A 13,582-nucleotide genomic window follows, 5' to 3' on the forward strand; every position below is an offset into this window, starting at 1 on the left:
TCCATGGCGTTTCCCTTTTGCAGATGCGGAGAGTATCGTATTGGCCAAACCTAAAGAAAAGCTAAATTTGCTTTCTACGGATTAAACGATTTCTTTTAAATCGGGCATTGCCGAAAACGCGGAGTCCGTTGATCGAAAGGAGATACCCATGAGCACATTGAGGTTCCTCAGGACCTTCGTTGCGATTGCCGAACATGGCAGCTTCGCTGCCGCGGCTGAGCGCGTCGCGTTGACGCACGCCGCTGTCGGTCAGCAGATGCGTGCGCTGGAGAGCGAAATCGGCCGGCCCTTATTCAATCGGGAGAAGCGCTCAGTCACGCTGCGACCCGAGGCTTACCGCCTGCTTCCACAAGTCAGGCAGTTGCTGGCTGACTATGAAGGCATCATCGCAGGCGACGAAACTGAAAACAATGTTGCCGGGCACGTTTCGATAGGCGCGATCATCTCTGGGATGGGGTTGCTTTCGAAGTGCCTGGTCGAGGTTGCGCAGGTTCATCCTGCACTCGAGGTGACTTTGGTAACCGGACGATCGAGCGATCTCATCGCTCGGGTGGGGTCGGGCGAACTGGACGCCGCGGTTGTCATTGAAGACAGTCGCAGGCCCTTTTGCGGTATCGGATGGACTCGCTTGTATGATGAGCCGCTTGTCCTGCTGGCAAATCGTGGGCAGGTCCGTCGCAAGGACGACTTTGATAGCCTGTTGGAAACATCCCCGTTCATTCGGTATGACAGGGCTACGGCAACCGGCGCGCAGATAGAGCGACTATTGCGTCGGGTGGGCACAAGACCACGGCAGATTCTGGAGTTGGACTCGATTCTGGGGATCAGCGAACTGGTCAGGCAGGGAGTGGGTGTTGCCATCGTACCGCTGCTCGCATACTCCGGTTGGCATAAAGACCCCGTGCTCCGCGTGTTCCCTGCGCCCGAGGGCACCTATTTCCGTCGGGTTGGAATGCTCGAGCCGAGTCGCAAAGGGCGCATCATCGAAATCATTCGGCAGCATCTGGTGGGCATCATGGTTAATCCATGCGGCGCTATTTGAACCCGAGCCCTTCATAAGAGGTCACTATGACACTGCGCATCATACGGCTCGGTGAAGCACGGCAAGCGGGGGAGGGGCTGCGGCTGGGTACGGTGCGCCGGCCGCCGCGGGGAGTCCCTCGAAGCGAGTTCGCCAGTAGAAACTACTATGACATCTGGTTGCCGCTGCTGTCGCCAAGCGCAGACCTCGTGAAGCTGGCGCAAGCCGCGCAGACAGATGGAGATGAGAAATCCTGGCGTGCCTTTGCGCGGCGTTTTCGTGCCGAGATGCGCAAGGGCGATGCACCTCGAGTACTCGATATGCTGGCCGCGCTTTCTCACCAGACCGATCTGTCAGTCGGTTGCTATTGTGAGGACGAGGCACATTGCCACCGCTCCGTGCTGCGCGTGCTACTGGAAGAAAGGGGGGGCCGGATTGCTGGCACGGACACCGGCAATTGACCCTGGCGCGAATTGCATTTCCGGTAGAAATTCGCTCGGACAGTTCCGGCTTGATGCAAGCTGAGCGACGTTGCGAGATGAGAGTCCAATGTATCACCCGACCGCGCAAAAAGTATTGGAGATAGTAATTTGTCTTCATCAGAATGTCTCGGACAGGTTCAGCATCCGGTGCCGGATTTCCAGAGAGATATAGCCTGGCTGATTCAGGAATTCAGCTATTTGAAAGTCAACTGGCGAGGCTTCTGCGGCGGCGCAGCACTCGCAGAGTCGCATGATTTGTGCCGATCGATCTTTCCGTTTTTTTATGTGACGTAAATAAAATAATTTCGCATTACTTGTCATGTAACTATCGAAGGAGACAAAATGACGACGTTGGTAAGAAATGAATCCGCTTGGAAAGGTGCATCGTATCGAAACAGAACCGATTGGATTGTCGAGTTTACGAAAGAGGATCTGAGTGAACTCGACGCGGCGCTGTCCGTGGTCCAGTGTGAGGGCCTCGCGCTGGCGGACATTGGCACGCTCGCATTCCCGCTACCCACGCTGCGCGAAAAGTTGGCCGCGTACATTGAGGAAGTTCGCGTTGGTCGCGGCTTCCTCGTATTGCGAGGCATCCCGGTTGAGCAATACACGAATGAAGAAGTAGGCGTTATTTTCTGGGGATTAGGTGCCTATCTGGGTGTGCCAGTGATGCAAACGCCGAAGGGCGATCTGCTCGGTCATGTGAAAAATTACGGACGTACTCCGGGCCAACTCGATGTGCGCGGCTACGAGACCAACGCGCATCTGCATTTCCACACCGATTCGGCCGACGTGATCGGTTTGATGTGTCTGCGAAAAGCCAAATCCGGCGGGATGAGCAGCATCGTCAGTTCGATGTCGATTTACAACACGATCGTCGAGAATCGTCCAGAGTATCTACCGATACTGCGTCGCGGCTTCCAATATATTCGCCGGGAGGCTGCATTCAGCGATGCACCGGTTTCGCCGCACCGCCTACCGATTTTTGGGGAGGCAGACGGTATTGTTAGTTGCCGCTACCTGCGCACTCAGATCGAAGCTGCATGCGTAAGAATGGAGAAGCCGTTGACGCCGGAGGAGACGGAGGTACTCGATTACTTCGATTCAATTGCGGTACACCCTGACTATCGCCTTGATATGTCTCTCGAGGTGGGCGACATTCAGCTAATCAACAACTACACCACACTGCATTCGCGTACTGCTTTCGAAGACTACGACGAGCCAGACAGGAAGCGCCACATGTTGCGCCTTTGGTTGATGCTGCGGGAACGCCGGCCTCTGCCTCCAGAGTTCCCTCCCCACAGCGGTTATGGTCCCGGTCAGAACGTCGAAGTGGCGTTGGCGGATAGCAATGAGATGCCAAGGCATACCGCCTGAATCCAGGCATGGTGTCCAACATGTCTGGCGACGCTGGGCCAACGACGTGGGCGTCGCCAAGTGCAATCGATGAGAATAACACTTGAAATCGATGACCCATTCGGTATGTTCGGTGTGCCTCTGCACGTCTTGAACACCCAGGCCTGCGCGCGTTTTGAACATGTTCCTCAGGTGTGAGTGCGCGATGTGCAGCGCGCTTTGCATTGCATCTTGTGTTGCGTCGACAAAAAAGGGTTGTCATGAAAGCTGGAGAAGTTCCGGTGGCCGCATTGTCTCGCCGCCGCTTTCTGGGTCTCCTGGTTGCGGCCGCCGGCGCGCCGGGCCTCGCCGCCGCCGGGACGGGGCGGAAGACCTTGGTGGGGGCGCTCGAAGAAGATCCTTCCACCCTCAACACAGCTGTTAGTACGCGCCTGTCATCAACCGCAGGCGCTGCTCCGGTCTATAACGCGCTGACACATATTCCTCGCGAAGGCGTCGTGGAGCCGGAACTCGCTGAGTCCTGGATGATCTCGCCTGACGGCAAGACCTACACGTTTCATTTACGCCGTGACGTGAAGTGGCATGACGGGCAGCCCTTCACCTCGGCGGACGTCAAATTCACGATCGAAAACGTCACAAGAAAGTATCACTCTTGGGGCAAAACTGCTTACAAGGTGCTGGATTATATTGAGACGCCGGATGACTATACGGCTATATACCACTTGAAACAGCCGTCCGCTTCGTTGCTGCTTTGCACGGATATTGCAGTAGGCGTTATTCTGCCGAAGCATTTGTGGGAGGGGACGGATATCCTCAAAAACCCGCACAACCAGAATCCGATCGGAACCGGCCCTTACAAACTCGTGGAATACACGCGCGGGAGTCATTTGCGTTATGAGCGGAATCAGGATTATTTCGTTCAAGATGGATCTCATTTCGACGAAATCATCTTTCGCATCATTCCTGACGCCACGTCGCGGCTCGCAGCATTTGAGCAAGGCGAGATTCAGATGCTGTACTCGAATGCTTTGCCGCAAGCCGAGACCCCGCTACTGCGCAATGATCCCAATGTCGTGCTGAAGAAGTGCAAGAACCGTGGTGGCGCTGTTGTGGCCATCTTCAACACGCGCTTGCCTGAACTTGCCGATGCACGGGTGCGACGTGCGCTCGCGCATGCGATCGATCGCGCGTTTATCCGCGCGAATGTGAATGGTGGTACGACTTCTACGCCTATGGTCGGGCCGCTTTGGCCGTCATCTGCGCTGTACAACACATCGCTTATCGACTATGCCTTCTCGCCGCACATTGCGAATGAACTGCTTGATCAGGCCGGCTTTCCCCGGCAAGCGGACGGTACCCGTTTTACGCTCGATATCCTGTGGCCATCCTATGATATGAGCGACGGAAAGATCGCTGACATCATGCAGCGCAATCTGGCCGCCGTCGGTGTTGCGGCGCACCTCAAGCCCCTAGACCGAGCGACGCTCAACCAAGTTGCATATGTGGCAAATAAATTTAGTGTGGCGCTCGAGGGGTTCGCGCTCGGGCCCGATCCGGATATTGGCACGGAGCGCCTGTATGACTCTCGCAATATCATCAACGTGGCATTCGCAAACAATAGTGGCTACGCTAATCCGAAACTCGATGCCTTGTTCGATCAGCAGCGTGTTCAGATGGATCCGGCCAAACGCAAAGTGATCTACGACGAGATCCAGCAGATAATTTGGCGCGATTTGCCGGTGCTATCGCTCTATGCCTATGAACCGAATAACGCGTACAGCGCCCTTGCTGTCCGTGGTGGGTTGTTTGAGGAGACCAGCGGCGCATTCGAAAGCTTTGTGCATACCAAACCGGGCATTGAGCTGGCTAACAAGACGGTCGCCAGCGGCTCCGGCAGCGTTGGTAGTTTTATGGCTGGGGCGGCAAGCATGCTGGCGGTCGGGGCGGGCGTAGCGCTGTGGCGGCGGTCACGCGCCACTGAGGCGGAGGAGTTTTAACCATGACTACCTTGCTAAAACGGGCCCGGCAAAATAGGCGAAACGGCACGCTCGCCGGACTCGTGTTACGTCGACTGGTTGCCTCTATTCCGTTGATCATCCTGGTGATCGTGGCGACGTTCCTGCTCATCCGCCTCGCACCCGGAGATCCCGCGACGCTTCTCGCCGGTGATTCGCCGGCACCCGAGATGGTCGCGAAGATTCGTACCGAGTATGGCCTGGACAAGCCATTAGCGACGCAGCTCGGCCTCTACGTTAAAAACTCGATGACGCTGAATTTCGGTACCTCGATTTATTATCAGGCGCCCGTGATTGACGTCATTTTCGAGCGCGTGCCCGCCACCATGCTACTGACGGGAACGGCGATGCTCATGGCATCCCTGTTGGGCATCGTGCTCGGTGTCTCGGCGGCCCGTCACAAAGGCCGGCGCGAGGACATGATGATCGGTGCCGCGTCAATGCTGGGCTACTCTCTGCCGGCGTTCTGGATCGGACAGCTATTGATTCTGCTGTTCGCCGTGAGCTGGCAACTCCTGCCCGCCGGCGGCATGAACTCGGCGACTAACGGATTAACCGGTCTCGCCTACCTGAGCGATCTGGCGGTCCATCTCATCTTGCCTGCGATCACGCTGATGACGTTCGAACTCGGTCTGATCACGCGTTTCACGCGCACGGCGATGATCGAGGCGCTCGATAAGGAATACGTCCTGGTCGCCCGCGCGAAGGGAGCCTCAATGGATCACGTGGTGTGGACGCATGCCTTTCCGAACGCGGTAGTGACCACCATCACCATCATGGGGCTCGAATTCGGGGTGTTGCTGGCTGGTGCGGTCGTCACTGAAACCGTTTTCTCGTGGCCGGGACTCGGGCGTCTTTTTTACGACGCAATCACGCAACGTGATTTCCCGCTCCTGAACGGCTGCTTCATCTTTGCCTCCGTCATGGTGATTGCCGTTAATTTATTGACCGACGTCGCCACTGCTGCGTTGGACCCCCGAGTGAGGAGGTAGCCATGAGTGCACCGACCCAAACCCGGCAGTCCCCAGCACGCGTGGGTGCCAGATCCCGTGCGTTGATGGGGTCGCTATCCTCATCGACCAAGCTGGCCCTGGCCTGCCTGCTCGTGATCGTTCTGTGTGCCGTGCTCGGACCCCTGCTGTGGCCGCTTGAACCCCTCGCTCTGACCTCGGATGTGTTTCGTGCGCCGTCGCTTGCGCACCCGCTTGGAACCGACGACCTCGGGCGCGACATGTTCGCCCGGGTGCTGTCAGGCGCCCGCGTGACGTTGCTGGTGGGCACGGTGAGCGCGTTGATCTCGGCCGTCATCGGCACCGTCATTGGCGCCATCGCGGCGTATGCGGGCGGCGTCGTCGACGATGTGCTGATGCGTTTTACCGAGCTGTTCCAGGTGATTCCGCGCTTCCTGCTTGCCATCGTCATCGTCGCTATTTTCGGCGGCGGCGAAGTGGTGATCGTGCCGGTGATCGGCTTGCTCAGCTGGATTGGCACGGCACGGATCGTCCGCTCCCGGATCATGGTTCTGAAGAACGAGGAGTTCGTGCTGGCCGCCATCATGGGGGGCGCGAGCGCGTGGCGAGTCGTCACGCGCCACATCTTGCCGAACGTCGCCTCTTATCTGATTGTGAGCGTGTGTCTGCAAATGGGAGCCGCTATCCTGATCGAGTCATCCCTGAGTTTCGTGGGCTTGGGTGACCCGCTCAAACCCAGCTGGGGGCTACTGCTGCAGCAAGCACAGATCTATCTGCAAACCGCGTGGTGGTTGACGGTGTTTCCAGGTTTGGCGCTATCCAGCACGATCCTGTGCCTCAACGTGCTCGGTGACGGGCTGAGTGCGGGCAATGATTTGTCCCGCGCGCGACATTGATCCGAAGGGCCGACATGATGAATGACGTGAGTCGTATCCCGCTGTTATCCGTATCCGGGCTGACCGTTCAATTCGAGACGGCGGATGGACCGTTTCAGGCAGTCGAAGATCTGACATTTGAGATGCACGAGCGGGAACGGGTTGCCGTGGTCGGCGAATCCGGCTCGGGCAAGTCCATGACCATGCGTTCGATTCTGCGCCTCGTGCCGCGGCCGGGACGCATCGTCAGCGGCGATATTCACTTTGCCGGGAAGGATGTATTGCGCATGCGCGCCAAACAGATGATGGCGCTGCGCGGCAGCGAGATCGCGCTGATCTTCCAGGATCCGATGTCATCGTGGAATCCGGTGAGGACCATTGGGGCACAAATTCGGGAGGCGATGACCCTGCACAGCAAGGTCAAGCCACAGGCGATCAGGGCTCGTGCGATCGAGCTGCTGAAGCATGTCGGCATCTCCTCACCGGAAAAGCGTGTCGACGCGTATCCGCACGAGTTCTCGGGTGGCATGCGTCAGCGCGGCATGATCGGCATGGGACTCGCCAATCATCCGCGCCTGCTGATCGCCGATGAACCTACCACAGCACTCGACGTCACCGTCCAGGACCAGGTGATTCGATTACTGCGCGACGTGAACTCCGTGCACGGCACGGCGCTGCTGGTGGTGACGCATAACCTGGCGCTGGTCGCCAGTCTGTGTGACCGCGTGATCGTGATGTATGCGGGAAGGGTGGTGGAACAGGGTACGACCGAACAGATATTCAACGACCCGCAGCATCCCTACACCTGGGGTTTGCTCAAATCGGTTCCGCGCATGGACCATGCGGCGGGAGAACTGCTGTATGGCATTCCGGGGCAACCGATCGATCCGTCACTTCGATTGCAAGGCTGCCGCTTTCAGCCACGTTGCGCATTTAGGGAACCGCGCTGCGAGAAAGAAGAGCCGGCGCTCGAGGCTGTTGGCGAGAATCATCTGGCCCGTTGCTGGGTCACCATGAAGTGCGTGGACCGGGCGGCGGCCGTTATCGTTGAGCAGGCGACATCATGAAAGATATTCTTCTTGAGGTCATCTCATTGACGAAACGCTACCCAGCAAGCGGAGGGGGATTCCGCGCACAAACCGTGAAGGCGGTGGAAAGCGTCAATTTCCAGCTTCAGCGCGGTGAGACGCTGGGACTCATCGGCGAGTCGGGTTGCGGGAAATCAACTTTGGGCCGCGTACTCGGTCAGCTTGCCCCGGCGACATCGGGTCAAATCCGCTTCGACGGCCGTGACATCTCAAAAAGTAGCCGTCGCGAATTGCGGGAGTTGCGCCAGCAGATCCAGATCATCTTCCAGGATCCGTATGGTTCACTCAATCCGCGGATGACGATACGCGACATCGTGGTTGAGCCCTTGCGCAATTTCGGCATTGCGCGCGGCGTTGAAGCAGAAAATATCGCGGTGCGTATGCTCAATTTGTGCGGTCTCGGTCGTAGCGTGCTGGACCGGTATCCGCGCGAGTTCTCGGGTGGGCAGCGTCAACGGATTGGCATTGCGCGGGCGTTGGTACTGAAGCCGAAATTCGTGGTGGCCGACGAGCCGGTCTCTGCGCTGGACGTTTCGATTCAGGCGCAGGTGATCAATCTACTCAAGGACCTGCAGCGCGAATTGGGTATGACGTATCTTTTCATCGGTCACGATATGGCGGTAGTCAAGCACGTGTCGGATCGAGTCGCGGTCATGTATCTTGGGCGTGTTGTCGAAATCGGGACGATGCAGCAGGTTTATGGCAATCCACGCCATCCTTACACCAAGGTGCTGCTGTCTTCCGTGCCGATACCGGACCCGGAGCAGGAGCGGCAGCGGACGTCGATCACGCTTAAGGGGGCGCTACCTTCTCCGCTGTCGCCGCCCAGTGGTTGTCCGTTCCATACTCGATGCCCGTGGGCGCAGCTTCCGCTTTGCAGTACGGTCGAGCCCGCTTCGATTGATGTGGGTGAGGGGCATCTCTCATCCTGTCACTTTGCGGTAGAGGGTGTCACGACTACGCAGCACAAGCCGCCGTTTCCCGTAACCAAGTAGTAGAACGACACTACATCAAGGTAGCCGCGAGGACGACGTAGCAAAAATTTAACTTAGAAGTCCTATTAAATTTAATTTTCTAACAATAAGGGTTCTCAGCATGAAAAAATTACTTCTGTGCCTGCTTTCGTGCGGGATCTGCAGCTATGCGAATGCGCAAAGTAGTGTCACGCTATATGGACTCCTCGACGTCGGAATAACCTACGCCAATAATACGGGAGGTCATTCAAAACTGTATGAGGATGCCGGAGTTCTGAACGGTAACCGATGGGGCTTGCGCGGTGTCGAGGATCTGGGCGGCGGTCTAAAGACGATTTTTGTTTTAGAGAACGGTTTTAACATCTCGACCGGAGCATTGGGGAACGGCGGCACTTTATTCGGACGGCAGGGATATGTGGGATTGAGCTCTCCCACTTGGGGTACGCTCACCCTCGGGCGACGCCCCGATTTGATGATCAACTTGTTCTATTACGCTAATACCGGATACGCCGGGTTCTACGCGGTGCATGCTCTCGATATGGATCGGCTTTCGGGTGAACAAGCGAATAACGCGGTCGAATACGATACCCCCACTTATCGCGGCGTTTCCTTTTCTGCGATGTACGGTTTTAGTGATGTAGCGGGAGCCTTCGCGGGCGATAGCGGATCAGCCCGAGTGATCAGCTTCAGCGGAAAATTTGAGGGAAATGGTCCGCTCTCTCTGATGGGTACCTACACTGACATCAACGGAACCGGCGGTTCCGGGACACAGACTGTCGCAGAAAATATCCTCGGCGCGACCGATATCCGGTCCTATGGGTTTGGCGCGCGGTATACGTTTAAAGATGTTGGGCAGGTGTATAGCAGCGTCACCAGTAATCGGGCAACAGGTGAAGCAGGGGGGAAATCGACTTCAGGCGTGTTTGTTGACGCCGGTGTCAGCTATCCGGTTACGCCGGCATTTTTCGTCAACCCGAGCGTTACCTGGGGACGCGTTGCGGATGCGCGTTACGGGCAGATGAACATGGTGCTCGATTACTTCCTTTCGAAGCGAACCGACGTCTATGTTGGCGGTTATTATCAAAAGTCGATGACCGCTGGACAAGGAGCGGGTCTGCCCGACATCGCAAGTTTTGTGACGCTGAACACCGGCGATTCGACAACGGACAAACAATTAGCGTTGCGTATAGGCATTCGAAGCAAGTTCTGAAGAGCTGAAAGGCACCGGCCATTGAGCACTCGTCATCTGCTACCGCTGACGGCGAGCTCCCATAACTGCAGAACGGCCGGCGCATCATTCTCCTCTCGTCTGGCGACGGCGATGTCGTAAGTCAGAGAGGTTCCTTCCACCGAAACGACGTCGATGAATGCAACGTTCTCGACCATGATTTTGCACATTGGTTGGGGGATAAGAGCGACGCCTACGCCGGCCGAGACCAGTGCTAACTTGGTAAGCAAGTCGGTATCCGGTTGATTGACGCTTGGATAAACGTGCGCTTGATGAAAGGCGGCAAGCATTGCCGCTGAATATCCGAGACTCGCTTCGAAAGGATAAAGCGCGACGAGAATGTCCTTTTGGATTTCAGACAGTTGCACACAACTCTGGCGCGCGAGCTTGTGTTGCTTCGATACCGCAAGGCAAAACATTTCATTGCGGATGATTCTGATCTCAAGGCCCTCAATTTTGCTTGTTGCCGGGACAATGAGCGCCAGGTCGATCGTGCCGTTTTGCAGTGCGATGGCCGAGCCATGACTACTGCTGCTGCTAAGTACGAGACGCACATTAGGGCAGACGGCTCTGAAGTCGCCCAAGAGAGAAGGTAGCAATTTAAACGCCGCGCTTGCTATGCTTGCTATCCGCAAAATGCCGTTGGTTCCTTTTGCCGTAGCCTGAGCAATGTCAATGGACAACTCGACATGGGACAACAGATGTTGCGTTTCCCGTAGAAAAGCCGCCCCCGCAGCCGTGAGCGAAACATGAGTTCGTGAACGTTGCAGTAATTGAACGCCCACTATTTCCTCAAGCCGTTTAATAGCAGCAGAAAGCGGTGGCTGTGTCATGTTCAACCGCTCTGCCGCACGTCGGAAGTTAAGTTCCTCGGCTAGCACCTGAAATTGTTTTAGTTGACGTAGGTCCATAAAAATTATGGTTTGATCCGAGCTGATGAGCGTTTGGAAATGACGGTTTAATGTATCACACGGCCGCGCGAAAAGTATTGGAGATATCGCTGCGTCATGGTCAAAATGTGCCGGATAGAGCAGGTCAGGAAGCGGCTTGCCTCTTGACCCTCACCAGCCTTACCCAACCTTGGACACATTATGACTATTCTCTGCAAAAAGATAGGCGGGCACGCCGCTTGGAAAGGTCCGGAAATCGACTGGAAGCATGATGGACTGCATATATTTACCGATGAAGAGCTTGACGATATCGATCAGGCTCTTCAAAGTTTGAAGGCACGAGGAAGCCTGGATTTTTTGGCAATCACGCGGGAAACTTTTCCGCTGCAAGTGACTGTTTCGACTTTGGAAGTGGTTGGCAGACGGCTTCGCAATGGCAGAGGGTTCGTAATGCTACGGGGGCTGCCGCGTCAAAAGTATAGCGCTGATGATATGGCGCGAATCTACTTCGGACTAGGGTGTTACCTGGGTCAGGCGATGGTCCAATCTTACAAGGGAGAATATCTTGGGCATGTGATGGACCATACCGGTTTGGAGAAGGCACCTCGCGCTTACCATTCCGGTGGACATTTAGGTATGCATACGGATTCATGCGAAATCGTTGGACTCATGTGCCTTAAGTCGGCGATTTCCGGTGGGACAAGCCGTATCGCCAGCGCAGTGGCAATTCACGATTTTCTCGCCGATCACCACCCCGATATTCTCGATATTCTGTACCGGGGGTTCTATTATCGAAAAATGGAATTGGATGCGCAATACGGGTCGGGACGGATGACAAGCAATTCCAGGATCCCGGTTTTCACACAATATGAGACGCCGCAGGATGGGCATTCGATTGATTGCTATTTTCTGGGTGCGTACGCCAAGCGTGCAGCTATGCAGGGAGATTTTCCGCTGTCGTCTAAGGAACTCGAAGCGATCGATTATGTTGAGAAGCTGGCTGGGTCGGAAGACTATTATCTGGATATGAGCTTTGCCAACGGCGACATCCAGTTTCTTAACAATCGGAAGATCCTGCATGGTCGGACAGACTATGTGGATTCTGAGGTCCTTGACGAACGGCGCCATCTTTTGCGGCTGTGGCTGCACGTGCCTACCTGGCCAGCATTACCCGCCAAGCAGGTTTTTCATACCGCTGAGGACCGGTCGAGATGGCTTTTGCAGCGTCGTCCGTTTATGGAATTTCCGTCTCTCTATTTCGAAGATCTAAAGCGCACAGCAGATACGAAGACTTCGTGAGCATCCAACCCAACCGAGTGTGAAGAGGCGGGAATCATGCAAACTATTTTGGATATTGTCGGCGGTACGTTGATCGACGGCACTGGCGCACAGCCGGTCGCGCAAGCTGGCATTCGCATCGTCGGAGAACGGATCACCGACGTTTGGAGTAGTGTCCGTCCTGCACATCTCACGATGCCGCCGACCGGCACCATTGATGCTACCGGTAAGACGGTGATGCCCGGCCTGATCGATGCGCACGTGCACCTGAGCTACGGCGAAGGCCGCACCGCGGAAGAAGTCGACGTCTATGCCGGTCCGGAATGGTCGGCGATTCGCGCTGTATGGAACGCGCAGAAAGTGCTCAACGCAGGCGTCACAACGATCGTCGATCCGGGCGGTACGTACTACGTTTCCGTAGCGGCGCGCGACGCGATCGCGACCGGCATGTTCAGCGGTCCGCGAAACTATTGCTCAGGCCGCCATATCAGCGCGGATGGTGGATTCGCTGACTATTTCCCGAGCTGGATCGGGCTGCCGCCATCGGCAGAAGGGGTGTTGTGCGGCACCAAGGATGAGATGCTGCGCGAGATTCGGCGTCAGATCAAAAGCCGTGTTGACTTCATCAAGCTGAGCGGGGACTCGCAGGCGCAGGAAAAGAACATGGATTGTGGTCCCTGTTTTACCGACGAAGAGTTCCAGGCGATGATCGCGATGGCGCATCAGCTCTCTCGAAAGGTTGCCATTCACGCGCGTCATGCCGAGACGATTCACAAGGCAACGAAATACGGTATCGACTGGATCTATCACGCGAGCCATGTACGCGATGCGGATTTTGAGATGTTGAAGCAAGCGGGTGTGTCCTTGTGTCCCACGCTGACGTTTGGCATGAACATCATCACTTTCGGCAAGGAATGCGGCTCGACTCCAGGGCACATCGATTTGTGCAAGCGCGAAGTTGACGCCATGGTCCGCACCTGCATCAAAGCCCGGGAATATGGCATTCCGATCATGGCCGGTACTGAAAGCGGCTTTGCAGTGTGCCCTTACGGGGATTGGCACGCGCGCGAAATGGAGTTGCTGGTCGATCTGTGCGGGTTCTCTCCCATGGAGGCGATCACCTCGTCCACTTACACGAACGCTTGCGCAATCGGCGCGGCAGCGGACGTTGGATCGCTGCAACCGGGACGCTATGGCGATCTGCTGATCGTCGACGGTGATCCGCTCAAAAAAATCGGTTTGTTGCAAGACCAGAAGAACATCGAGATGGTGATCAAGGGTGGCGCGGAGGTCGAACGGCATGTAGTGCCGCCGCGCCGCCGCATGGGACACGAATCGGGCTTCGCAGTGTCCACCATGATTCTCAGAAAGGGACCGGAGGGCGTTTTCGCCGCGCTGCCATGA

12 protein-coding genes are annotated in these 13,582 nt (G+C 56.4%); 11 read left to right on the forward strand and 1 reads right to left on the reverse strand.

The genetic code is table 11. The features are described from left to right. The first annotated feature begins 148 nt into the window (after window positions 1-148). The 9 genes from ABH944_RS30780 to ABH944_RS30820 all read left to right on the forward strand — a co-directional run bounded on the left by ABH944_RS30780 (window position 149) and on the right by ABH944_RS30820 (window position 9,992). Window positions 149-1,042: a LysR family transcriptional regulator gene (locus tag ABH944_RS30780; RefSeq protein ID WP_404610972.1), complete on the forward strand. Its 894-nt coding sequence runs from the start codon at window positions 149-151 to the stop codon at window positions 1,040-1,042. A 26-nt stretch (window positions 1,043-1,068) separates the two neighbouring features. Continuing rightward, window positions 1,069-1,482 carry a DUF488 domain-containing protein gene (locus tag ABH944_RS30785; RefSeq protein ID WP_404610971.1) on the forward strand — a complete coding sequence of 138 codons (414 nt, stop codon included), beginning with the start codon at window positions 1,069-1,071 and terminating at the stop codon, window positions 1,480-1,482. Between the two features lie 363 nt (window positions 1,483-1,845). Further along, window positions 1,846-2,880 (forward strand): TauD/TfdA family dioxygenase, encoded by a 1,035-nt coding sequence (locus ABH944_RS30790; protein ID WP_404610970.1) that lies wholly within the window; start codon window positions 1,846-1,848, stop codon window positions 2,878-2,880. A 239-nt stretch (window positions 2,881-3,119) separates the two neighbouring features. Beyond that, the gene (locus tag ABH944_RS30795; RefSeq protein ID WP_404610969.1) at window positions 3,120-4,856 is read left to right on the forward strand and encodes an ABC transporter substrate-binding protein; all 1,737 of its coding nucleotides are present in this window, start codon (window positions 3,120-3,122) and stop codon (window positions 4,854-4,856) included. 2 nt (window positions 4,857-4,858) lie between these two features. Then, window positions 4,859-5,866 carry an ABC transporter permease gene (locus ABH944_RS30800; protein WP_404610968.1) on the forward strand — a complete coding sequence of 336 codons (1,008 nt, stop codon included), beginning with the start codon at window positions 4,859-4,861 and terminating at the stop codon, window positions 5,864-5,866. A 2-nt stretch (window positions 5,867-5,868) separates the two neighbouring features. Continuing rightward, complete coding sequence (locus tag ABH944_RS30805; protein WP_404610967.1) at window positions 5,869-6,741, forward strand: ABC transporter permease; 873 nt, start codon at window positions 5,869-5,871, stop codon at window positions 6,739-6,741. Window positions 6,742-6,755: 14 nt separating this feature from the next. Then, window positions 6,756-7,787 carry an ABC transporter ATP-binding protein gene (locus tag ABH944_RS30810; protein ID WP_404610966.1) on the forward strand — a complete coding sequence of 344 codons (1,032 nt, stop codon included), beginning with the start codon at window positions 6,756-6,758 and terminating at the stop codon, window positions 7,785-7,787. After that, the gene (locus ABH944_RS30815) at window positions 7,784-8,803 is read left to right on the forward strand and encodes an ABC transporter ATP-binding protein (RefSeq protein WP_404610965.1); all 1,020 of its coding nucleotides are present in this window, start codon (window positions 7,784-7,786) and stop codon (window positions 8,801-8,803) included. The genes ABH944_RS30810 and ABH944_RS30815 overlap by 4 nt, the downstream gene beginning before the upstream one ends. A gap of 100 nt (window positions 8,804-8,903) precedes the next feature. Next, on the forward strand, window positions 8,904-9,992 hold the full coding sequence (locus ABH944_RS30820; protein ID WP_404610964.1) for a porin: 1,089 nt from the start codon (window positions 8,904-8,906) through the stop codon (window positions 9,990-9,992). Window positions 9,993-10,024: 32 nt separating this feature from the next. Here ABH944_RS30820 and ABH944_RS30825 read toward each other — a convergent pair whose 3' ends face one another. Next, complete coding sequence (locus ABH944_RS30825) at window positions 10,025-10,921, reverse strand: LysR family transcriptional regulator (RefSeq protein WP_404610963.1); 897 nt, start codon at window positions 10,919-10,921, stop codon at window positions 10,025-10,027. A gap of 180 nt (window positions 10,922-11,101) precedes the next feature. Between ABH944_RS30825 and ABH944_RS30830 the strand changes: the two genes are divergently transcribed. Next, the gene (locus tag ABH944_RS30830) at window positions 11,102-12,199 is read left to right on the forward strand and encodes a TauD/TfdA family dioxygenase (protein WP_404610962.1); all 1,098 of its coding nucleotides are present in this window, start codon (window positions 11,102-11,104) and stop codon (window positions 12,197-12,199) included. A 36-nt stretch (window positions 12,200-12,235) separates the two neighbouring features. After that, a complete protein-coding gene (locus tag ABH944_RS30835; protein WP_404610961.1) occupies window positions 12,236-13,582 on the forward strand; it encodes a metal-dependent hydrolase family protein in 1,347 nt (448 codons plus the stop codon).

This window comes from Caballeronia udeis (assembly GCF_044909315.1).
GTDB lineage: Bacteria > Pseudomonadota > Gammaproteobacteria > Burkholderiales > Burkholderiaceae > Caballeronia > Caballeronia udeis_A.

Bases quoted from the DNA above. Each gene is read 5' to 3' on its own strand.
- ABH944_RS30785 (WP_404610971.1), top strand. From the start codon at position 1,069: ATGACACTGCGCATCATACGGCTCGGTGAAGCACGGCAAGCGGGGGAG.
- ABH944_RS30795 (WP_404610969.1), top strand. From the start codon at position 3,120: ATGAAAGCTGGAGAAGTTCCGGTGGCCGCATTGTCTCGCCGCCGCTTT.
- ABH944_RS30820 (WP_404610964.1), top strand. From the start codon at position 8,904: ATGAAAAAATTACTTCTGTGCCTGCTTTCGTGCGGGATCTGCAGCTAT.
- ABH944_RS30800 (WP_404610968.1), top strand. From the start codon at position 4,859: ATGACTACCTTGCTAAAACGGGCCCGGCAAAATAGGCGAAACGGCACG.
- ABH944_RS30780 (WP_404610972.1), top strand. From the start codon at position 149: ATGAGCACATTGAGGTTCCTCAGGACCTTCGTTGCGATTGCCGAACAT.
- ABH944_RS30830 (WP_404610962.1), top strand. From the start codon at position 11,102: ATGACTATTCTCTGCAAAAAGATAGGCGGGCACGCCGCTTGGAAAGGT.
- ABH944_RS30835 (WP_404610961.1), top strand. From the start codon at position 12,236: ATGCAAACTATTTTGGATATTGTCGGCGGTACGTTGATCGACGGCACT.
- ABH944_RS30790 (WP_404610970.1), top strand. From the start codon at position 1,846: ATGACGACGTTGGTAAGAAATGAATCCGCTTGGAAAGGTGCATCGTAT.
- ABH944_RS30810 (WP_404610966.1), top strand. From the start codon at position 6,756: ATGATGAATGACGTGAGTCGTATCCCGCTGTTATCCGTATCCGGGCTG.
- ABH944_RS30815 (WP_404610965.1), top strand. From the start codon at position 7,784: ATGAAAGATATTCTTCTTGAGGTCATCTCATTGACGAAACGCTACCCA.
- ABH944_RS30805 (WP_404610967.1), top strand. From the start codon at position 5,869: ATGAGTGCACCGACCCAAACCCGGCAGTCCCCAGCACGCGTGGGTGCC.
- ABH944_RS30825 (WP_404610963.1), bottom strand. From the start codon at position 10,921: ATGGACCTACGTCAACTAAAACAATTTCAGGTGCTAGCCGAGGAACTT.